Here is a 22225-nt window from a genome sequence, read left to right on the forward strand (position 1 = left end):
AATATGATTGATTTAAAAAAAGGTGAGTATGTTTTCACTATTGATTTTATTTGATAAGATAAAAGAAATACTAAGAATAGTAAAATAATTCACAAAGAGGGATAACAACATGAAGGAAAATTTACTTGCTTTATTTAATGAATGTCTTCAAAATGCAAATGAGGATGATCTAAAGGTTATGTATCAGCTTTTAAATGGAGTCAAACGCAAACAGGAAAAGGTTAATTACACTTTTATTGACGGAATCCTACATATGGATCGAGATATAACTGACCAGAAGTGTGAGATTACCATCCCAATTAGTGCTCTAACTGAAAATTCTTTACAAATTGTTCATGGCGGGGTAACGGCTACTATTTTGGATACAGCAATGGGTACATTAGCCAATAGTCTATTACCTACCGGATATGGTGCAGTTACATCCAACCTTTCAATCTATTATATTGCACCTGGAATAGGAGAATCTTTAAGAGCATCCGCTGAAGTTATACACAAGGGAACAAAAACTCTAGTCATTGAAGGTTCAGTTCATCGAAATGATGGAAAGAAAATCGCTCATTGTTCAGGAACTTTTTTTATAATAAAAAAATAACAAAAGGGTTTTTTCTTTCTCCGCTCCTTCTGTAATACCCTTATTAATATTTTGCAATTATTTTCAGCTGTATAATAAAGTATATGATGTAAACAAAAGAGTGGTCAAATAATGCGTTTTTGAAGTAAAAAACCTTGTATAGCCTCTACATGTGGAGTTATACAAGGTCCAATAACAAGCTGGTTTATTTTTCCCAGCTTTTCTCTATAAAATTTTGTGTATAATATTTTTGATAAACCCCAACCCCTATGTGTGTAAATTTACTTTCAAGTAGTGATTCCCTATGCCCCTCCGAATTAAGCCAACCCTCAACAGCTGATGGTCCATCCATGTATTGTGCAGCAATATTCTCGCCTGCAAGTTGATAAAACACTTGTTCAGAATCTAAGCGTTTCTTTAAGTCGCCATATTTAGGAGATTCATGTGAAAAATACTTTTCAGAGAACATATCCTTGCTATGTTTATATGCAACATCAGCAGTTTTTTGATCCCATTCTAATTTATTTAATCCAAACCGTTCACGAATAATATTAGTAAGATCAAAGATTTGTTTTTCACTTCCCAATTCAATTGGACGCCATTTCGAATCAACAATTGGCATAGGATCTACTAGACGTCCACGGTAGCTCATTTCATAGGGACGTTGTTTAATCAAGGTTTCCTTGTCCATAAAACGAACACTGGATAGTGTTCCTTTAAATTTGTCAAAAGATAATTGAGCATAAATAGATCCTAATTGTACTAATGGTCGAATATTTAAATCCTCTTCAGTAAGTTCAAAACGATAAGTTCCTTCTTCATATTGAACAGTAATATCTGTATCCAAGAAGATATTTTGATAAATTTTTTGTATATTTTCTCCTATAGAAAATGGTGTTATATCATTATCTTTTCCGATAGCGTAAATGGTTACAATTTTCCCTTTATACACTCCTACCTGGAAATATGACTCACCCGTATTATAAATCCACCATTCATAATCATAGGCGGACGGATCTTTTCTTATCGGCTCACCGAATTTTTTAATAATTTTGTTTGAAGATTCACCAATGTAAGTAGATATACCTACTTTTGGCCTTTCATATCCTTGCTTTAATTCAGAACGTGAATTTTTGGCTTGTTCATTATCCATAGGGGTTTCTTTATTTATATTGCTATCAAGAATAACACTTTCATTGTCAGGTTTTAAATGGAAATATAGACTTAATATAAATATAATAACGAGTATGATAAAAACTTTAAAAAGTGTACGCAGATCCGCCCCTCCTTCTAAATATTCTGGATATTCCAAGGAATATACATGATATAAATTTACATTAAAAGTATCTCTACTATTTTATTTGTTTTTATTGATTAAATCTTTATTACTATACTTATTATAGCATTTATACTTTATGAATGGTTAGAAAAAAAGAATAGTGGGAATACATAACTATTTCTGTTATTGATTATAAAAATATATAAACGTTTCATCTTTCTTTTTCTTTAACCCATTCATGAATTTGTTTCATACGCACATAATATGACTAACGGTTTCTTAAAATTTGAACGTATTGATAATCACTGATAATTCACAATGTATTCATTGCAAGAAAGATTATTTTAGACTATTATTAAACATGAGAGAATTTGGCTATTTTTTATTTTTGTTCTTTTTAGCATTAGGAGGGAAATAAGAGATGAACTTCGAGAACATCGGGATTCAATTATTTAAAGCAGATTTAAACAGACTAGATGATATTATGAAAAAATATGGTATGATCCGTGCAGAGCAGTGGGATTACGAACGTGTTTCTTATGATCGTAAATTTATCATAAGAGAAGGAACATATTATCTTCGCGTACAAGCATATGCAGTTGAAGGCGATGTTGATACGTTTGATGCACATATGCAATTAATGACACCTATTTTAGGTAAACATTATTACCCACATGGGGTTGAGTATGGCGATGATGAGGTATACCCATCACATCTTGTTAAGCAATGTGAAGAATTACTAAATTCATTAAAGAAAGAGATAGAAGCATTTGCGGAATAAGAAAGAAAGAGGCTGGGACATAACTAGCTTCAAATAGTGAAAAAGTTGAATTTGAGCGAACTCAAATTCAACTTTTCCTATTTTTGTGTTTTAATTCTTCTATTACCGTAGTTGTTTGGCCGTGAATTTTCTTAAATTCACGGCCATTAATGCGAGTCCCATTTCATTTTCTACCTTCGATTTTCCTCGTACAGAAAATCGAGTGAAACGTAAATTAGCCTTCAAGAATCCAAAAACTGGTTCCACATCGATTTTGCGTTTTCGATAGATGGAGCTCGTTTTCTCTTCTGAAAGCTTCGCTCTCACATATACTTTTTGTTGTTCCCATTGTTCATTCACCATTAGTTTTCGATTGTTGCCTTCTTTCGCTTTTGTACATGATGAACGGAATGGACATCCCGAACAGTCCTCACACTCGTAGATCTTGAACCTTCGTTGGAATCCCGTACGATCAGTACGGACAGAATGATATTGAAATTCAAGACGTTTCTGGTTAGGGCATATATATGTATCTGTTTCTTCACAATACTGCCAGTTGTCGGGATTCAATGGGTTTTGTTTGTACTTTTTCTTTTGCTCCTTCAAATACAGATTATACGTAATCAGTGCTTCTCGTTTTCTGTTCAAAAGGATATCATTATAGTTTTGTTCACTACCATAACCTGCATCTGCGACAATATGTTTCGGTAACACGAAATAATGGTTCTCGATTTCATCAAGAAATGGAATTAACGTACGTGTATCTGTTGGGTTTGAAAATAAACTATAGGCAAGCGTGTATTGCCCTTCTGTTGCGATTTGTACATTGTAACCAGCTTTCAATTGTCCGTTTTGCATATAATCATCTTTCATTCGCATAAATGTCGCGTCCAGATCTGTTTTGGAATAGCTATTACGTGTGCCTAAAATTTCAAAGTCTCGTTGATATTTTTGTTTTCGTAAGACAAAATCAATCAACTGTTTACGCACTTGTTTCGGGTATTTGCGTTCACTTCTTAAAGCTTTTCGTTCTGGAACGTCTGATGATTCCTTAATTTGTTTATCATACTCAGCTACGACATTGTCCACTTTTCCTACCAATTGAGCGAGCTCTTTCAATGATAATTGTTCATCACCTTCCCGTTCAATTTCAGGTATAATTTCGTTCTCAAGTAGCTCGTTATATAGCTGGTTTGACCTTTCAATTAAACTGTGATGATATTTCTCAATCGATTTCTTCCAGACAAACGTAAATTTATTCGCATTTGCTTCAATCTTTGTACCATCAATAAAAATTGCTTCTTGATCGATTAGTTTTTCTTCGATTAATTGGCAACGAAATTGGACGAAACATTGGCGAATTAATTCTTTCACATCTGAATGAACACGGAATCGATTGATTGTACGGTAGCTTGGTTCATACCCTTGTGATAGCCACATCATCCGGATACTGTCTTTTAATAGGGCTTCAATTTTTCGCCCTGAAAAGACAGATTGGGTGTAGGCACATAAAATAATTTTAAGCATCATGCGTGGATGATAAGCAGGATAGCCCTCATTTCGCAGAAATGGTTCGAAAACTTCATGAGGAATACTTTCAACTAGATGATGGATATGAAAGGCAATATCATTTTTTTGTAATTTTACTTCTAAATCTAAAGGCAAAACTAATTGATTCATGGTATAATTTTTAAACATAAGGATCCTTCTTTCTGTATAATTTTGTTGTGGTGACTTAATTTTATCAGAAGTGGTCCTTATTTTTGTTAAAAAAATAATCAAAGCCGGTGAAATTTTACTTGTCGTAAAATTTCACCGGCTTTTTCATCTCAGAGGTGGGTTTTGTCCCAGCCTCTTTTTACTTTTATAAATATGGAATTTTCCCCCAGCATGATTAAAGAACATTCTCTATTCCCAAAAAACTTTAATAAAGAAGGGATTAAAATCCTAAAATTGCTTTTATTACTGAGGTAGTTTCCCCTCCATGATAAAAAACATAAAGTAGAAGATAGACTACAACGCCGGTAATCGCAGTAAGAAACCAAATAATACTTGTAATAGGCCCTAACTTGCGATGGAACGAAATACGATCCTTATAACCGCTCCATAAAGAAATAATTCCAAGAACCGCGCCTATAGTTGCAAGACTGATATGAAAAATTAAAAATACTGTATAATATATTTTTAAATTATCTGGGCCACCAAATGAAGTGTTTCCAATAAAAATAGTTCTTGATGAGTAAATAAGAAAAAATACTACTGCAAAAATAGCAGCAATTGTCATAGATCTCATATGTTGATCTATTTTTTTCTTTCTAATTAAATTCCATCCAATGGCAACAAATATAGCACTAATAACAATACACGAAGTACTTATAGTAGGTAACACAGGAACTGACATAATTTCTCCCCTCAAAAGAAAATAATTAAGTTAAAATTTTATTCCGTTGGTTGTGGATGTTGTTCCATCATTGCTCTTTGCGTAAACTCCTCCGCTTCTTTTTGATCCTTTTTGAACCATGCATAAAAAATTCTTGCAAGGACAAATCCATAAATAACCTCTTGTACAAGTTTCATAATAATGGCACCTAATTGTTGATCCTCTGTTACTGGAAGCGTAGAGAATAATTCTGGTCCACTTAAATTTAAACCTGCTAATGTATCAGTAGGTACACAAAGTGTCATAGCCTGCAGCCATACTGCCCCATTCGAATAGGTTTCATATAACGGTTTTCCTGCAAATATAAGTATTCCACAGGCAGGTGTTAGTAATATTGCACTAGCAAATAGGTAACCTACCCGCTTAATTCCACTCAACTGTGTTTGATCAGGTAGACTATTTAATAATGGCCACCACATAAACAATGCAAAAATAAATAATAGCATTGTATACCCACCATGCAATGTTTCACTCATCTTAATTGTGTCAAATATAAATGGTATGTGATAAAAAGAGAATAAAACATTAAAAACAACGACAGCTAAAATCGGCTTTGTGAAAAAAAGAAAGATTGGTTTAATAACTGGTAACTTTAAAAATGCCTCCCATAGCCAATTAGGTATACTTAACATCAATAATGGAGTCATGATAATCAATAAAATTGACATTTGAACCATATGATAGGTGAACATAATATGAGCTAATAAATCAATAGGAGATCCCTTCACAAGATAAAGAAGGATCATAGAAATTATAAAATAAATGGCCTGCTTTTTGGTTAATGGTTCACTATTTTTAAAATCTTTTCGCCATTTTATTGTTATCAGAAAATATAAAACCGTCATAAATAATATTGTAATCATAAAAAATGGACTCCATAGCGCTTGAAAACCAAATATACTTATAGGCAAATGCCTTCACCTCTTTTTTCCCTTGTACGCTAATTATAGAGTACTACCATACAAGTTTTTTATCTTTCATCCTTCATTATACTTTTGTCCTAACCAATGTTCAATCTTACCAGATGACAAGTTATTGACAGTTTTCATTGGAAAACTTATGCACGCAACTTTACTAACAAAATAAAGGACTGTTTTTATAATATTTTTGGTTTTTATAAAAGAAATACTGTAGGCCTTTATTCAATTTCTTATGAAGTAGACGGCTCTTTTCATAGTGAAATGAAAGACATATCAATTTAATGATTAGTCAAAACGATTATGAAATAAGCCCTTATAAAAGAGAATCCAATTCAAAAAAAAAAAATGTTTAAGGACTAGTACCGAAACGAGGATCAGACTATTTCTGTACCCGATCGTTAAATTAAAAAATCCAGTCTTTCGACTGGATTTTTTTTCTTACCACCAAATAATCGTGAAAAATGTTAACAGAGTTAAAAATCCCACTAATGCACCAGAATACATGAATAGCTGTGGAGCTTCATGACCTTTATGGCTCATATGCATGAAGTAATATAGTTGAAATATTACTTGCACAACAGCCAATAATAATATAAATGGAATGATAAACCATTTTGATAAATCCGCAGCTACTGCACCAAAAGCTATTAGTGTTAGTAATATCATTAAGATAAATGAGATTACTTGATACTTCATTTCCTCTGCATTCTTTCTGCGACGATATTCATAATCTACACGAGGATTACCGGAATTTAATTGTTCATTTGTCATATTCTTATCCCACCATTCCCATTAAGTATACGACTGTGAAAATGAATACCCACACAACGTCAATAAAATGCCAGTATAAACTTGCAACGTAAAACTTTGGAGCGTTGTATAGACTTAAACCACGACCTGCATTACGAATCATTAATGACAAGATCCAACATAATCCAAAAGCAACGTGGGCACCGTGGAAACCAACTAATGTATAGAAGGCAGATCCAAATGCACTGCTTGTAAATGTATGACCGAATTCATGAACATAATGATTGAATTCATAAATCTCTAATCCTAAGAATGCAGCACCTAAGATAACTGTTACAAGTAACCATGCTTGCATCTTCTTAAAGCTATAGTTTTTCATATGATACATTGCATAAACACTGGTAATTGAACTTGTCAATAATAGCATTGTAGCAATAAATGATAATGGTAATTCAAAAAGGTCTTTCGCATGTGCCATTGAAGGATCTGGTACTTTATCCTTTAAGGCAATATATGTTGCAAAAAGGGAAGCGAATAATACAGTTTCGCCGCCAAGAAATAACCAGAATCCTAAAAATTTATTTTTCCCTTCGAGGGTAGCTTTTTCAGGTGCTTCAGGCCATGTTTTTGGTGTGAATTTTTCTTCAACATGCATTTACGCCTTAACCCCCTTATCGTTATCATCTTCAATTAATTCTTCTTTATGAATGTGGAATCCATGATCATCTTTAAGAGATCGAATAAGCATAGAGCCTAAAGCTATAGCTAAACCAATAACTAAAACTGGAATTCCCCAAGTATTACCTTCGTCACGATGATGCATTGCACCAAAGGCTGCGATGAATAACCCGAAAGAAATAAATACTGGTAATATAGATCCATTTGGCATATGGATATCACCAAGTGGTTCAGCAGGTGTTAATTCTTTTTTACCTTCCATTTTTTCAATCCACCAAGTATCAACGCCACGCACTAATGGAAGCTGTTTAAAGTTATAGAACGGTGGTGGGGATGGGAGTGCCCATTCAAGTGTACGTCCATCTCCCCATGGATCGTTGCCAACTTTTTTATTACGTACAGATGTAATAACAATATTGATTAACATGACAATTACACCAAAGGCCATGAAAGCAGCCCCTATAGAACTGATTAAGTTTCCTGTATCTAAACCTTGATTTGGAAGGAACTTCCAAATACGGCGAGGCATACCCATTAATCCTAAGAAATGTTGGATAAAGAATGTTAAATGGAATCCAATTAAGAATGTCCAGAAAGTTATTTTTCCTAATGTCTCATTTAACATCGTACCAAACATTTTTGGCCAATAGAATTGAGTACCTGCGATTAGAGCAAATACAACACCACCAACAATAACATAGTGGAAGTGGGCAACTACAAAATAAGTATCATGATATTGATAATTTGCTGGTGCTGCTGCTAGCATAACTCCTGTTACCCCACCCATTAGGAATGAAGGGATAAACGCAGCAGCCCATAACATTGGAGTCGTAAATTTAATATTACCGCCCCACATAGTTAATAACCAGTTAAAGATTTTCATACCTGTTGGAATCGCAATCGTCATTGTTGCAACAGCAAAGATTGCATTGGCTACCTCACCAAGACCAACCGTAAACATGTGGTGAGCCCAAACCATGAATCCAAGGAATCCGATTAAGACCGTTGCAAAGACCATTGATGAATATCCGAACAATCTTTTTCTTGAAAATACAGCAAAGATTTCCGAGAAAATACCAAACGCTGGTAGGATTAAGATATAAACTTCTGGGTGTCCAAAAATCCAGAATAAATGTTCCCAAATAATTGTGTTACCTCCACCGGCAACCTCAAAGAATTGAGCCCCAAACATCCGGTCAAAGGTTAACATAAACATTCCAACTGTTAATGGAGGGAATGCGAAAAGAATTAATGCAGATGTAACAAATGTTGTCCAAGTAAACATCGGCATACGCATATAAGTCATACCTGGCGCACGCATATTAATGATGGTAACTAAAAAGTTAATTCCCCCCATTAATGTACCAAAACCAGAAATCTGTAAACCTAATACATAAAAGTCTACACCATGTCCAGGTGATTCAAGTGAAAGTGATGCATATGAAGTCCAACCTGCATCAGGAGCGCCACCTAAAAACCAAGATAAGTTTAAGAAAAGTCCCCCAAAGAAGAATAACCAAAAACCTAAAGAATTGATAAACGGAAACGCAACGTCACGCGCTCCAATCTGTAACGGCATGACAGCATTCATAAATGCAAATACAAGTGGCATCGCCGCTAAGAATATCATTGTTGTTCCATGCATGGTAAGAACTTCGTTATATAGGCCTGCACTAACAAAATTACTATCAGGAAATGCAAGCTGAATACGAATAATCAATGCCTCAATACCACCGATTAAAAAGAACAATCCCCCAGCAATCAAATAAAGAATTGCAATCTTTTTATGGTCTACCGTTGTTAAGTAGTCCCAAATGACAGCACCAAAGCCTCTTTTCTGAGCTTTACTACTCACAGTTAAACCTCCCTTTATGCCTTAATAACCAATTAATGTTGCACTTTTAAACCCATTAAATAATCTGCTAAAGCATCTAAATCTTGTTCATTTAGCTTATCTTTAAAAGCAGGCATTTCATTACCAGGTTTATATGCCTGTGGGTCTTTAATCCATTTTTTAACATTTTCTTTATTATGATCTAAAATACCTGCAACACGTTCACGTTCACCAAATGTTGTTAAATTTGGAGCTAGACGTGCTGTTTCAGGAGTACCGTTGTCTGGTGAAATAGCGTGACAACTAATACAGTTTTTCTTAAATATTTCTTGTCCTTGTTCTTCAGAAGCTGTTGTTGGTTGTACTCCATCCTTACCAACGCTCTTCATATCTTTAACCCATTGTGAAAAATCAGCTTGAGACATCGTTTTAACTTTAAAGTCCATTAAAGCATGTGATGGTCCGCAAAGCTCTGCACATTTTCCATAAAAAAGATTTCCAGCTTCTTCAGCTTTTTTGCTGTCAAACTTCAACCAAAATTTATTAATGTTATCAACATTCGTATCCATTTTTCCACCAACTGCTGGAATCCAGAATGAATGTTTTACATCAGAAGATTTTAATGAAAAATAAACTTTTTGATCAGTTGGAACAACTAAATCTTGGCTCGTTACAATTCCTTGGCCAGGATACTCAAATTCCCACCAATAAAGGTTAGAACGGACATTGATTACAAGCTCTTTCGGATTGCCATCTTTGTCTTTTTTCTCCATTGCCTTTGTATCACCAAAGTTAAATGTTGCTGCAACTGTTGGAACAGCTAGAATAACCAATAAGATAATTGGAATAACTGTCCATACAATTTCAAGAACGTGGTTACCTTCAACTTGTTTTGGGATCATGTTCTCTTTTTCTTTTGTACGTCGGAAACGAATGATAGCTGTTAAGAAAATTACTACAACTACTAAAATTACAAGTACCATTATACTTACGCTCAAAATCATTAAATCGAATTGCTTCTGAGCAACTTCACCGGCTGGCTTCAATGTTGATAAGAATGGCTCACCACAGCCGGAAAGAGCAAGCGCCAATACAGCAAGAACTGAGACAAGACGCCATTTTTTCAGCCATTGTTTCATAGCTTAATCAAACCCCACTTTCATTTTATGTCTTTTAGTAACAAGGACTGTTATTTATGTGGACTTCTTAAAATAAAGAAAGAATTCCCAAAGTTAAATGACGGTAACGATTACCATTGCTACAAATAAGATGGTTAGATAGTTTAAAGAATAGACAAACATTAATTTTGCCCACTTCAAATCATCTTTCATTTTAAACCCTGCAATTCCCATCACTAGCCACCCGATATTAAATGCAGTTGCTAAAATAACAAATGCTATACCAAGAGGCATGAGGAAAAATGGTAATGGTAGTAAACACGCTACCCAAAATACAATATGGCGTTTAGTCACTTCAAACCCTTTTACAACTGGTAGCATTGGAATGTTTGCTGCTCTATATTCCTCGCAACGTTTCATTGCTAATGCATAAAAATGTGGAGGCTGCCAGATAAACATCATTAAAAAGAGTACCCAAGCCATGATATCCAAATTGGGATCCACAGCTGCCCAACCAATAAGTGGCGGTACTGCACCAGAAATACTACCAACTATCGTATTACTTACATATAAGCGTTTTGACCACATGGAGTAAAGAACTACATAACTAAATATTCCTATAATACCTATAACTCCAGCGGTTATCGATGTAAAAAATAATAGAATAGTTCCAACAGTAATGAAGGAAAAACCAATAGTTAAGACTTTAGCTCCACTCATTTTACCAGTTACTGTCGGTCTGGATTTGGTTCGACTCATAATAGGATCAATGTCACGATCAATATAGTTATTAATACTACAAGATCCAGCTATAATTAGTGCAGAACCCAGCAATGTGAGAATTACTGTATCTAAAGACTGTAAAAAATGTTGATTGGTTACTACTAAAGCTAACCACATACCCGTAAACGTTGTGATTAAATTTGAATTGACAATTCCAATTTTAATTAAAGATAAAAAATCTTTTAATGCTGTTGTTTCTGCAACACCGGAGCTGTCAATTTCGATAACTCGACTGTTCGACATACTTCCCCCCCTTTCTCTACAGCATTGATCCTCGCTATGTACTAGCAATAAACTTTTAACTAAGTGACTTTGTAAACAACATATATAATATTACTATAAAACAAATTTCCTTGTATTTCTATATTTCAACAAATTTTCGCTAATTGTTCACGATTACTATTATTATGTATAAAAGTAATCTTATATATGTCATGATTATAGTCAAAGTTTACCACAAACTACATAAAAATAGACTTTATAGTTGATAATCCCACCCTTTTTTAATCCATCAACTTCATATTAAAACATATCCGAGCTGATTTTTGTGACATTTTTCCAACGCTTTTATGTCTAAAATGTGTCTATTTCTACTCACGCTTCCTTATTATAAATATACTCCTAGCAGATTGTCCATGTAATTAACTCTAAAATACTTTATTACTAGTAAAGGTCTATGAATTGTAACATTTTATCGGTTGTCTTTTTACCAGTAATTATGTACTATCATTAAGTGAATCAATTTTATTAATCATTCATTTGCATAGATAAATATTATAGAATGACAATTAGAAGAAGGTGAATAGATTGCATCGAGGATTAAGATGGCTCGCGACCTTAACGTCTCTCGGTATGCTCTTCGTTCTTATTGGAGGGGCATTAGTAACCAAAACTGGTTCTGAGATGGGATGTGGTAGATCGTGGCCATTATGTCATGGGCAGGTTATTCCGAGCCATATTACAATAGAAACAGTTATTGAACTTGCCCATCGTTTAGTATCGGGTGGTGTAGGAATTCTATTACTCGTATTATCAATTTGGGCATGGAAAACAATTGGACATAAAAGGGAAACAAAATTTCTAGTAATTTTATCTCTTTTCTTTTTAATTTTACAAGCACTAATAGGGGCTGCAGCAGTTGTATGGGGACAATCTGACTTTGTATTGGCACTGCATTTCGGAATATCACTTATTTCTTTTGCCTCTGTATTTTTATTGACCTTACTCATTTTTGAAGTGGATCAAAAATTCGATGCTTCAAGTATCATTATTGATAAACGAATGAAATTTCATACGATTGCTGTCACAATCTATAGTTATATGGTTGTATACACTGGGGCACTTGTTCGCCATACTCATTCAAGTTTAGTTTGCAGGGATTGGCCATTTTGCTTAAACGATTCTATTGGATTACCTACAAATCTACATCAATGGATTCAAATGGGACATCGTTTAGCTGCAGGGATTATTTTTCTATGGATTGCTTATATTACTTATTTAAGTATTAAACACTACAAAGATCAGGTAGTCATTTATAGAGGATGGATTATTGCATTTATTTTAGTCTGTTTACAAGTAATTGCAGGAGCTCTAGTTATCTTCACGAGATTGAATCTATATATTGCACTTGCACATGCACTATTTATTTCTTGTTTATTTGGACTTTTAAGCTATTTCATATTGTTAATAAGTAGAAGTAATAGTAATTCAAAACAAACAAAATAATCATAAAAAAGGTGGCCAATTCTCGGCCACCTTTCCTATTATTCTCTATTCAGTTCAATTAATAAATCATTTGTTTGAATAGCTTCACCATTTTGAACGTAAATTTCTTTGACTACACCTGAAAACGGTGCTTGAACAGTTGTTTCCATTTTCATTGCCTCTGTTATCATTAAATGATCACCTTGATTAACTCTATCCCCTTTATCAACCATTAGTTTAATGACCGTTCCTGGCATCGTTGCACCAATATGTTGTTCATTTTTCGAATCTGCCTTTACTTTATTTGCAACAGCAGATTTAATACTCTCATCCTTAATGATCACTTCTCGTGGTTGACCATTTAATTCAAAATAAACAACTCTAGTCCCATCAACACGTGGTTGACCAATAGAGACTAATTGAACAAACAAGGTTTTTCCTTTTTCAATTTCAACTTCTATTTCTTCACCGAGCGTCATTCCATATAGAAAAGTTGGTGTATCAATCACTGAAATATTGCCAAATTGTTGCGTCACTTTTTCATATTCTAAAAATACCTTTGGATATAATGCATAGGACAATGTGTCATATTCCGATGCTTCCCTACCTATTTCTTTAGATAGTTTTTCTTTTAGTTCGAGTAAATCTACATTCTCCATTAATTCACCAGGGCGAACAGTGATAGGTTTACGATCTTTAAGAATCACTTTTTGCAATTCCTTAGGGAAACCTCCAACAGGCTGACCTAAATAACCCTGGAAAAATTCGACGACAGAATCTGGAAAATCTATCTTCAAACCTCGAGAAAGAACATCATTTTCAGTTAATTCATTTTGAACCATAAATAATGCCATATCTCCTACAACCTTGGAAGAAGGAGTTACTTTGACGATATCACCAAACATGCGATTCACTATTTGATACATGTCTTTTACTTCATCCCAACGTTCACCAAGTCCTACTGCTTTCGCTTGTTGTTGTAGATTACTATATTGTCCACCAGGCATTTCATGACGATAAACTTCAGTATGAGGGGAATTCATACCACTTTCGAATCCACTGTAATATTTTCTTACATCCTCCCAATAATAATTAAGTTTATCTATTGATTCGATTTTTATATTTGGTTTTCTTTCCGTACCTTCTAATGCATAAACGAGACCATTTAAGCTCGGCTGTGACGTTAGTCCTGACATCGAATTAAGTGCTACATCAACAATATCAACACCTGCTTCTATAGCTTTAGCATATGTGTATAATCCATTACCACTCGTATCGTGTGTATGTAAATGGATTGGAAGATCCGTTGTATCTTTTAATTCAGAAATTAATCGATAAGCTGCTTGAGGTTTTAAGAGACCTGCCATATCCTTTATAGCAAGTATATGTGCCCCTAAGCTCTCCAGTTCCTTGGCAAGGTTTTTATAATATTGTATGCTATACTTTGGTCTCATAGGATCATTTATATCCCCAGTATAGCAAATAGCAGCCTCGGCAATTTTTCCTGTTTGCCTTACTTCATCAATTGCTACTTCCATTGCTTTTACCCAATTGAGGCTATCAAAAATTCTAAAAACATCTATACCTGAATTTGCAGATAAGCGGATAAATTCACGGATGATATTATCAGGATAATTTTTATAACCAACTGCATTTGATCCTCTAAATAGCATTTGAAATAAGACATTAGGGATTTGTTCCCTTAATTTACTCAATCTCTCCCATGGATCTTCTTTCAAGAAGCGATAGGCTACATCAAATGTCGCGCCACCCCACATCTCTAGTGAAAATAACTCAGGTAGTAATTTGGATGTTTGCTCAGCGATTTTCTGAATATCATGTGTTCTTACCCTTGTCGCTAATAAAGACTGATGAGCATCCCTGAAAGTTGTATCAGTTAAAAGTACCTCATCTTTTGATTTAATCCATTTTATTAAACCATCTGCACCACTTTGATCCAGGATTTGCTTTGTTCCCGAATTAGCTTTCTCAATATGATTAATTTTTGGTACTCTACTTTTTTCAAAATTTGGTTTTTCACGCTTTTCTAACCCTGGAAAACCATTAATGGTTACATTTCCTATATAGCTAAGCATTTTAGTACCGCGGTCACGGCTAACTGGAAATTCAAATAATTCTGGAGTCGTATCGATAAAGGAAGTATCATACTCACCAGTAATAAACTTTTTATGCTTTATTACATTAATAAGGAATGGAATATTTGTTTTAATTCCCCTTATTCTGAATTCCTTCAAATTTCTAACCATTTTTGCTGCCGCTTGATCAAAAGACATAGCAGAAGTCGAAAGTTTAACTAATAACGAATCGTAGTACGGTGTAATAACTGCTCCTTGAAAACCATTCCCAGCATCTAATCGTACACCGAATCCACCACCAGAACGGTAAGCCATAATCTTGCCAGTATCCGGCATGAAGTGATTTAATGGGTCCTCCGTTGTTACCCTGGATTGGATGGCAAAGCCGTTAATTTTAATTTCTTCTTGGTTAGGTATACTAACTTTATCACTATGTAGTGAATGGCCCTCTGCAATCATTATTTGTGATTGGACAATATCTACGCCTGTTATCATTTCAGTAATCGTATGTTCTACCTGTACACGAGGATTAACCTCAATAAAGTAAAATTGATCACCAGAAACCAAAAATTCTACAGTTCCTGCATTTACATAATTGACTTTTTTCATTAAATGGACTGCGGCTTGACAAATTTTTTCGCGTAAATGATTAGAAAGTGAAACACATGGGGCAACTTCTACAACTTTTTGATGTCGCCTTTGTACCGAACAGTCTCTTTCAAATAAGTGAACAATATTCCCTTCATCATCACCTAATATTTGCACTTCAATATGTTTTGGGTTTTTTATAAACTTTTCAACATATACTTCATCATTTCCAAATGCAGCCTTTGCTTCAGATTTAGCACGAGAATATGCCTCTTCTACTTCTCCTGCATGATTGACTATCCTCATTCCGCGTCCACCGCCCCCTAGGGAGGCCTTAATAATAATCGGATAGCCATAAGACTCACCAAATTCTTGAACCTCACCTAGAGTATGAACCGGACCATCACTACCTGGAATTACTGGTATTTTTGCTAGTAGCGCTTGCTCCTTTGCTTTTACCTTGTCACCAAACATATCAAGATGATGGTTTTTTGGACCAATGAATGTAATCCCTTCCTCTTTACATCGAATGGCGAATTGGATATTCTCAGATAAAAACCCGTAGCCAGGATGAATTGCATCTACACCAGCATTTTTTGCTATTTCTAGAATCCCCTCTATATCTAAATATGCATCAATTGGTTTTTTTCCTTCACCAACCAAGTATGCCTCATCCGCTTTAAATCGATGATAGGAACCTGAATCTTCCTTCGAATAAATTGCAACCGTCCGAATATTAAGTTCAGTACATGCGCGAAATACACGAATAGCAATCTCTCCTCTATTCGCCACTAATACTTTTTCTATCTTTTTCATTATTGATCTCTCCCCTTTGTATGATCATCCTGATGGGCATTAATTTTTATTAATGAACCTTAAATCCTCGATGATTTATACTTGTCTTCTGCATAGTTGTGTGTTCCTGTTTCTTTTTATATTTTTCCTCATATTTAACAAACATGGATACATTAACTAACACACCAAGTGAAGCTGATAAAAGTAATAATGAAGATCCACCATAGCTTATTAATGGTAAAGGTACACCTGTAATAGGGATTATTCCAGATACCCCTCCCAAATTAATAAATGCCTGAATACCAACCATACTTGATATTCCAATAGAAAGTAAGCTGCCAAAAGGATCCCTACATTTGACGCCAATATATATTCCTCTTAAAACTAGATAAGACAGGCCTAATAAAACAAAAGCTACACCAAAAATGCCTAACTCCTCAGCAATAATCGCCATTATAAAATCTGTATGAGGTTCTGGTAGATAACCTAGCTTCTGAACGCTTTGACCGAGTCCTAACCCTTTAATTCCCCCAGTACCTAACGCTAGATAAGAATTATATAATTGAAAACCTTCACCTGCCTTAGTACCAAAAGGATCCATAAACCCAGTAAAACGACCTATTCGAGTCTCCGAAAAAATTTGGTCTTTCTTTAAGAAAATTACTGGAGAGAGAATGAGAACGACAAGAAGTCCTAAACCAAATAGCTTCATCATCGTTTTCAACTTCATCCCCGAACATAGGATAATTGTTAAGCCAATAGCAAAAATAATACTAGCTGTACCTAAATCCGGTTGTATCGCTATAAGAAAACAAACAAATATTAAAAATAAAAGTGGTGGAATAACTCCTTTATTAAATTGATCAATATAAGATTGTTTCTTAGCATACACTGCTGATAAATAAATAATGACACTTAATTTTACAAATTCTGATGGTTGAATAGAGCTTGTCCCCAATCTAAACCAACTCTGTGCATTATTCGATACATGTCCGAAAACAAATATACCTGCAAGACCAATTATCGAAACTAGCATCATCAAGCCTAGAAATTTATTACTTTTATACATTTTATAGGGCAAGAAAGCCGTTATAAAAAATGCAATGAATGATAGAATTAGGCTTTTTACTTGTTTAACATAAAAATAGTTGCTTTCAAAATTATATCTTTGCACAGCTACAACCATACTAGCACTATAAATCATTACTAAACCAAATAAACAAAGAAGTATGTACACGATGACAATGGAATAGTCATAAGACTTTAAGATTTTTTTTAACATATTACCCTTCCAATCCTTTAGTCTATTAAAGGTATTCTTCAAAATATTTTTATTTCCTGCTAGAAAATAGCATTATTTTATTTCCAATTTATTCATTAAACATATGTTGTCCCCTCTTCTAATTTCAATAAAACTCATTTCATTCATCATTCTAACTGATAAAAATACTAAGCAAATATTCTCTTTACCAATGGCTGTTTTCGTATTGTTTGTTACTTTTGTAAAAGATTCAGCGATTCGTATAAAGTTTGTAGCTCTATTCTCATTGAAATGAAAGGTGTAACGGTCTTCAGCTAATAGTTATTAATTAAAACTTTACTTAAATAGCAATAATGTGTGGGAAAAGAGCCTTTCCAATTTACTAACTAACAACTAAGTTAAAGAAAAGTGCTTCTACAAAAAAACTCAAACAATTTCTGTGAACTGTTTGAGTTTTTTATTTTAGCTGTTTGAACAAGATAGTTTTACATGTGATTTATCATTTGAGTAAAATGCCCCTACTCTATATTCATCAATAAGATAAATACAATGTATGTTTAGCCATTTATTTATTTTTTAGTGGAAGCATCATGTAGAGCGGTCAATTCTCTTTCTAATGAATCTAAAAGTTCCTTACCATCCTTTTCGTCCACTAAGCCTAATCGAACAGCAAAATCTATTTCACGGGATAGTCCAAACATTTGTGTATCCAATACTTCTTCATATAATGGACATTGGGGCATCGTTAAATTATCCATTTGGACTTTTATTAGGCGCAAAATTTTTTCTGCGTCTATCTTTAGAAGAGAATAGGCTTTTTCCCGGTGATCCATTTTAATCTCAGACGCCACGTTGATCCCCCCATTATTCGTACAATACAAAAGACAATCTTATCTAAAAATTTTACTCTGAAAACCAAGAAAATGCAAGGGAAACGTCTAGAATTTATTTTATTCAATCTATTATACAAAAGGCAGAAAAATAAAAAATGTTCATGTGACAATCTATTATTTTAAGGGTATAATTTTCATAGTGTAAGGAGGCGGAAGAATTGATTATTCCAATTAAAGGGAAAGTTAAATTTCCTATTACTTTAGATGCTGGAACTTGGATTTTTGATGACCGAAAAATTGATCTGACCACATACTTCGATACCAATCATTCAGAAGTGGATGATAATGAGGAATATACCAAAAATGTCGGACGGTTCTTTGATCGCGAAATAAAGGAAGGGGCTATTTCCCCACCCACACTAAAGTCTGAACGTAAGTTTTTAAAGCAAAAACTATTAACAGGTACATTCGGAATTCGTTTCGAACCTTTTTTAAAAAATGCAGAACCGTTAAAAGAGGCGAAGCTTTTAGTACTGGAAACCGATTCAGATGATGTTCAAATTCCGTTAGAAGATGCTTACCAGCTTATATTAGCATTCTCAAAAGAGGGAAAAGCGTTAAAAGACGATGGACCAATCCATGTTATTTTTAGTGATGGTTCCAATCGAAATAACCCGATTAAATATGTAAAAGGTTTTAGAGTAGAATAATGCAAAAACCAAGCAGTAAAATGGTTTGCCAATCATTCTACTGCTTGGTTAGATGAATACATACTTAGAGCAGCAAATCTAATCCACTAATTTTTATTGGATCTATATAAAAGTTTGCTAGTTCAATACTATTTGGGTTAAGAAAATCAATTGGTTTCTACAGTAAATCAGCAGCAAGCTGAGCTAATCCAGATCTTTCTCCTTTTAATAGTTGAATATGCCCAGCAACTTTTTGATCTTTAAATTTTTCTAGAACATAGGTCAGCCCATTATTGTATTCATCTAAATAAGGGTGGTCTATTTGTTCAGGATCACCCATTAATACGATTTTACTCTTTTCTCCTACACGTGTTAATATCGTTTTTACTTCGTGCTTTGTTAAATTCTGTGCTTCATCAATAATAATATATTGTTCAGGTATACTCCTCCCTCGAATATAAGTTAACGCTTCAACCTCGATGGAGCCCATCCCTGCTAAAATCGCCTCTAACTCACCCGGCTTTTTCGTATTAAATAAATATTCAAGATTATCAAAGATCGGTTGCATCCATGGTCGAAGTTTCTCTTGCTTCTCTCCAGGTAAATATCCTAAATCCTTTCCTACAGGAACAATTGGCCTTGCAACAAGAAGCTTTTTATATGAATGTAGATCCTCTGTTTGCATTAACCCCGCAGCTAAGGCAAGAAGTGTTTTTCCCGTCCCGGCTTTTCCTGTCATCGTTACTAAGGGGATATCTTGTCTAAATAGTAGTTCCATCGCCATCGTCTGCCCTACATTCCGTGGCTTTATTCCCCAAATTGATTCTTGATTATATACTAATTTTTTTACCATTTTTCCCGTTTCATCGACAATTCCTATAGCAGATGCCGAGCTACCTAATGCATCTTTAATAATTAAAAATTGGTTTGGATAAAAAGGATGATGAGTGATTTCAGATAATTTGATTTCACCTTTTTCATAAAATAAATCCAATAATTCTTTATCTAAATAGATTTCTAATAAACCCGTATAAATATGATCAATTTCAACGACACGATCATTTAGAAAATCCTCTGCCTGCAATCCTAATGCATCAGCCTTTACCCTGACTAATGCGTCTTTACTCACTAATATTACAGGTCTGCCACTTTCCTTTGTCCCCTCCTCTATAGCTAAATTTTTTGCAACAGCTAATATTCGATTATCATTCGTCTTTTCAATAAAAATATCTTGCAATTGTTGAAATGATCGATGATTCAATTCAATTCTTAGAATTCCACCATTTTCAAGGGGGATTTTTTCATGGAGCTTTCCCGCTTTTCTAAAGCTGTCAATCAATTTGGAAACTTGTCTTGCATTTCGCCCGATTTCATCCATATATCTTTTTTTGGAATCAACCTCTTCAAGCACAACTGCAGGAATTACGATTTCATTATCCTCAAAAGAAAATATGGAGTTCGGATCTTGTAACAAGACATTTGTATCTAGTACGTATATTTTCTTCAAATTGATGCCTCCTGCTCCTTATTGGATTATTCTATAATATGATTTTTTTCCTCATCCGGTTCAGGTGAAGAGGATGGACATTGCTAAAATATATGTCCAAATGTATAAAGATAGAAGAAAATTGCACACTAAAATTAAAAGTGGAGGTGTGGCAAATTGAAAAAAGCATTTTTAGTAGGACTTACAATAATATTTATGACTGCATGTGCAAATAATGAAATGGGGCAAAATAATAATCAAACCAATAATAGAAATAGTGCTAGACCAATATCTGTAAAAGACAGTAATATTAAATCAGTTGATCGAAAAACAGGGCAAGATATTTCAAGAAGACTTGTAAAACTAGCTACAAGTGTGCCTAAAGTGAAGGATGCTACTGCTGTGGTTTTCGGCAATTATGCGATTGTAGGAATTGATGTAGATGATAATATTGACCGTTCTCAAGTGGGATCAATTAAGTATTCAGTCGCAGAAAGTTTAAAACATGATCCATATGGTGCACAAGCAATTGTTGTAGCTGACCCGGATTTCACCGCAAGATTAAAAGAGATTGGACAAGACATTCAATCAGGCAAGCCAGGGCAAGGCATACTAAATGAGCTTGCAGATATTGTTGGAAGAGTTATGCCTGAAATACCGAAAAATCTTGTTCAGCCAGAATCTCCTCAGAACGGAACAGAAAAACCTAAACAAAATTTAAATAACCAAAATGAAAAACAACTTAATAAACAACAAGAGAAGCAATCCAATTATCAAAAATAATGGCTCTTTTCTCAAAATTTGTTGCTATCTACGTAAAGTATTCATTAATCACTATCGGTAGCAGACTGTTACATCTTTCATTCGACTTAATAAGAGCGGCAAACTCCCTAAGACCGTTGAATCATTTATTGGGTTGAAAAGCTGAGCAGTTGTACTTTTACAATAGCAACAACTTACACGAAAGCAGCCAAAATAATAACGGAAAAATTTTCAGACATTCACTTACATGATATACTAATTAAAATAGAATTAGAGGTGTGTTAGTGAATGAAAGTGAAATGTATACTCTGTGAAAAGCTTGAAACTATTGATGATGATTCAATTGTAGCTAAACGGTTGAGAAATAGACCTATTCACACCTATATGTGTGACGAATGCCATGATCGTATAACTAGAAAAACAAACGAAAGACTTCGATTAAAGAAAATAACAGATGAAGACGAAAACAGTTTATAAGAACTTTGAGGACTTGTATTTTCTTGCATAAAAAAAATCCACCTAATGGTGGATTTTTTTATATATCGTTTGATGCTTCTTCTTTTTTAAAATTATGTCGTCGAATTCTATAGATGATTAAAATTAAAGCTGCAACTACTAATCCTTCTGTAATTGGAAGGAATATAGCCAAAAACGTGAGTATTGTACATCCTAACACTAAAAATAGATACACCATAGCTGATTTTAGTAAAGGAAGTTTTTGAGCAAAACCTAGTTTAAAGACAAGTATACATAAGGCAACAATGGTTAAATAAAGCATCCACATCCCTAATTTAGGATATTCATCTACTCTATATAAACCAGCAAAAAAGGAAAGATGTTCTTGCACATTGATTTCAGACACCTTACACTCCCCTTTA

20 protein-coding genes are annotated in these 22225 nt (G+C 34.1%); 6 read left to right on the plus strand and 14 right to left on the minus strand.

Annotation, left to right across the window (positions count from 1 at the left end):
- Positions 1–109 precede the first annotated feature (109 nt).
- Complete coding sequence (locus tag MHI39_RS16725) at positions 110–592, plus strand: PaaI family thioesterase (protein WP_058002523.1); 483 nt, start codon at positions 110–112, stop codon at positions 590–592.
- Positions 593–776: 184 nt separating this feature from the next.
- Here the strand turns inward: MHI39_RS16725 and MHI39_RS16730 are convergent, their stop codons facing one another.
- Positions 777–1724, minus strand: coding sequence for a CAP domain-containing protein (locus MHI39_RS16730; protein ID WP_071976704.1), 948 nt, complete (start codon positions 1722–1724; stop codon positions 777–779).
- Positions 1725–2271: 547 nt separating this feature from the next.
- Between MHI39_RS16730 and MHI39_RS16735 the strand changes: the two genes are divergently transcribed.
- Entirely contained in the window at positions 2272–2631 is a 360-nt protein-coding gene (locus MHI39_RS16735; protein WP_058002522.1) for a YugN family protein, read from the plus strand.
- 102 nt (positions 2632–2733) lie between these two features.
- On the opposite strand, the gene MHI39_RS16740 is transcribed toward MHI39_RS16735, so the two are convergent.
- The 8 genes from MHI39_RS16740 to cyoE all read right to left on the minus strand — a co-directional run bounded on the left by MHI39_RS16740 (position 2734) and on the right by cyoE (position 11376).
- Entirely contained in the window at positions 2734–4308 is a 1575-nt protein-coding gene (locus MHI39_RS16740) for an IS1182 family transposase (protein WP_058006960.1), read from the minus strand.
- Between the two features lie 241 nt (positions 4309–4549).
- Positions 4550–5011 (minus strand): DUF420 domain-containing protein, encoded by a 462-nt coding sequence (locus MHI39_RS16745; RefSeq protein WP_058002521.1) that lies wholly within the window; start codon positions 5009–5011, stop codon positions 4550–4552.
- Positions 5012–5049: 38 nt separating this feature from the next.
- A complete protein-coding gene (gene ctaG, locus MHI39_RS16750; protein WP_342539806.1) occupies positions 5050–5961 on the minus strand; it encodes a cytochrome c oxidase assembly factor CtaG in 912 nt (303 codons plus the stop codon).
- A gap of 447 nt (positions 5962–6408) precedes the next feature.
- Positions 6409–6741, minus strand: a complete 333-nt coding sequence (ctaF, locus tag MHI39_RS16755; protein ID WP_058002519.1) for a cytochrome c oxidase subunit IVB — start codon at positions 6739–6741, stop codon at positions 6409–6411.
- 4 nt (positions 6742–6745) lie between these two features.
- Positions 6746–7375 carry a cytochrome (ubi)quinol oxidase subunit III gene (locus MHI39_RS16760; protein WP_058002518.1) on the minus strand — a complete coding sequence of 210 codons (630 nt, stop codon included), beginning with the start codon at positions 7373–7375 and terminating at the stop codon, positions 6746–6748.
- Positions 7376–9253 carry a cytochrome c oxidase subunit I gene (gene ctaD / locus MHI39_RS16765; protein ID WP_342539807.1) on the minus strand — a complete coding sequence of 626 codons (1878 nt, stop codon included), beginning with the start codon at positions 9251–9253 and terminating at the stop codon, positions 7376–7378.
- Positions 9254–9285: 32 nt separating this feature from the next.
- The gene (gene coxB / locus MHI39_RS16770; protein ID WP_071976608.1) at positions 9286–10371 is read right to left on the minus strand and encodes a cytochrome c oxidase subunit II; all 1086 of its coding nucleotides are present in this window, start codon (positions 10369–10371) and stop codon (positions 9286–9288) included.
- 93 nt (positions 10372–10464) lie between these two features.
- On the minus strand, positions 10465–11376 hold the full coding sequence (gene cyoE / locus MHI39_RS16775; protein WP_071976607.1) for a heme o synthase: 912 nt from the start codon (positions 11374–11376) through the stop codon (positions 10465–10467).
- Between the two features lie 564 nt (positions 11377–11940).
- Between cyoE and MHI39_RS16780 the strand changes: the two genes are divergently transcribed.
- Entirely contained in the window at positions 11941–12858 is a 918-nt protein-coding gene (locus MHI39_RS16780) for a heme A synthase (RefSeq protein ID WP_259545841.1), read from the plus strand.
- A gap of 38 nt (positions 12859–12896) precedes the next feature.
- On the opposite strand, the gene pyc is transcribed toward MHI39_RS16780, so the two are convergent.
- The 3 genes from pyc to MHI39_RS16795 all read right to left on the minus strand — a co-directional run bounded on the left by pyc (position 12897) and on the right by MHI39_RS16795 (position 18428).
- Complete coding sequence (gene pyc / locus MHI39_RS16785; protein ID WP_259545842.1) at positions 12897–16337, minus strand: pyruvate carboxylase; 3441 nt, start codon at positions 16335–16337, stop codon at positions 12897–12899.
- 49 nt (positions 16338–16386) lie between these two features.
- On the minus strand, positions 16387–17598 hold the full coding sequence (locus MHI39_RS16790; RefSeq protein ID WP_078110203.1) for an FtsW/RodA/SpoVE family cell cycle protein: 1212 nt from the start codon (positions 17596–17598) through the stop codon (positions 16387–16389).
- A gap of 548 nt (positions 17599–18146) precedes the next feature.
- Positions 18147–18428: a YlaN family protein gene (locus MHI39_RS16795; protein ID WP_058002511.1), complete on the minus strand. Its 282-nt coding sequence runs from the start codon at positions 18426–18428 to the stop codon at positions 18147–18149.
- 200 nt (positions 18429–18628) lie between these two features.
- Here MHI39_RS16795 and MHI39_RS16800 point away from each other — a divergent pair, with 200 nt between their 5' ends.
- Complete coding sequence (locus tag MHI39_RS16800; RefSeq protein WP_058002510.1) at positions 18629–19120, plus strand: hypothetical protein; 492 nt, start codon at positions 18629–18631, stop codon at positions 19118–19120.
- A 157-nt stretch (positions 19121–19277) separates the two neighbouring features.
- On the opposite strand, the gene MHI39_RS16805 is transcribed toward MHI39_RS16800, so the two are convergent.
- Positions 19278–20606, minus strand: coding sequence for a PhoH family protein (locus MHI39_RS16805; protein WP_278890371.1), 1329 nt, complete (start codon positions 20604–20606; stop codon positions 19278–19280).
- A 219-nt stretch (positions 20607–20825) separates the two neighbouring features.
- Here MHI39_RS16805 and MHI39_RS16810 point away from each other — a divergent pair, with 219 nt between their 5' ends.
- Both MHI39_RS16810 and MHI39_RS16815 read left to right on the plus strand, forming a co-directional pair.
- Entirely contained in the window at positions 20826–21368 is a 543-nt protein-coding gene (locus tag MHI39_RS16810; RefSeq protein ID WP_342541455.1) for a YhcN/YlaJ family sporulation lipoprotein, read from the plus strand.
- Positions 21369–21635: 267 nt separating this feature from the next.
- Positions 21636–21824 (plus strand): YlaI family protein, encoded by a 189-nt coding sequence (locus MHI39_RS16815; protein WP_078110204.1) that lies wholly within the window; start codon positions 21636–21638, stop codon positions 21822–21824.
- A gap of 58 nt (positions 21825–21882) precedes the next feature.
- On the opposite strand, the gene MHI39_RS16820 is transcribed toward MHI39_RS16815, so the two are convergent.
- Complete coding sequence (locus MHI39_RS16820; protein WP_342541456.1) at positions 21883–22200, minus strand: YlaH-like family protein; 318 nt, start codon at positions 22198–22200, stop codon at positions 21883–21885.
- Between the last annotated feature and the right edge of the window lie 25 nt (positions 22201–22225).

It is taken from the genome of Heyndrickxia sp. FSL K6-6286 (assembly GCF_038630395.1).
GTDB lineage: Bacteria > Bacillota > Bacilli > Bacillales > Bacillaceae_C > Heyndrickxia > Heyndrickxia oleronia.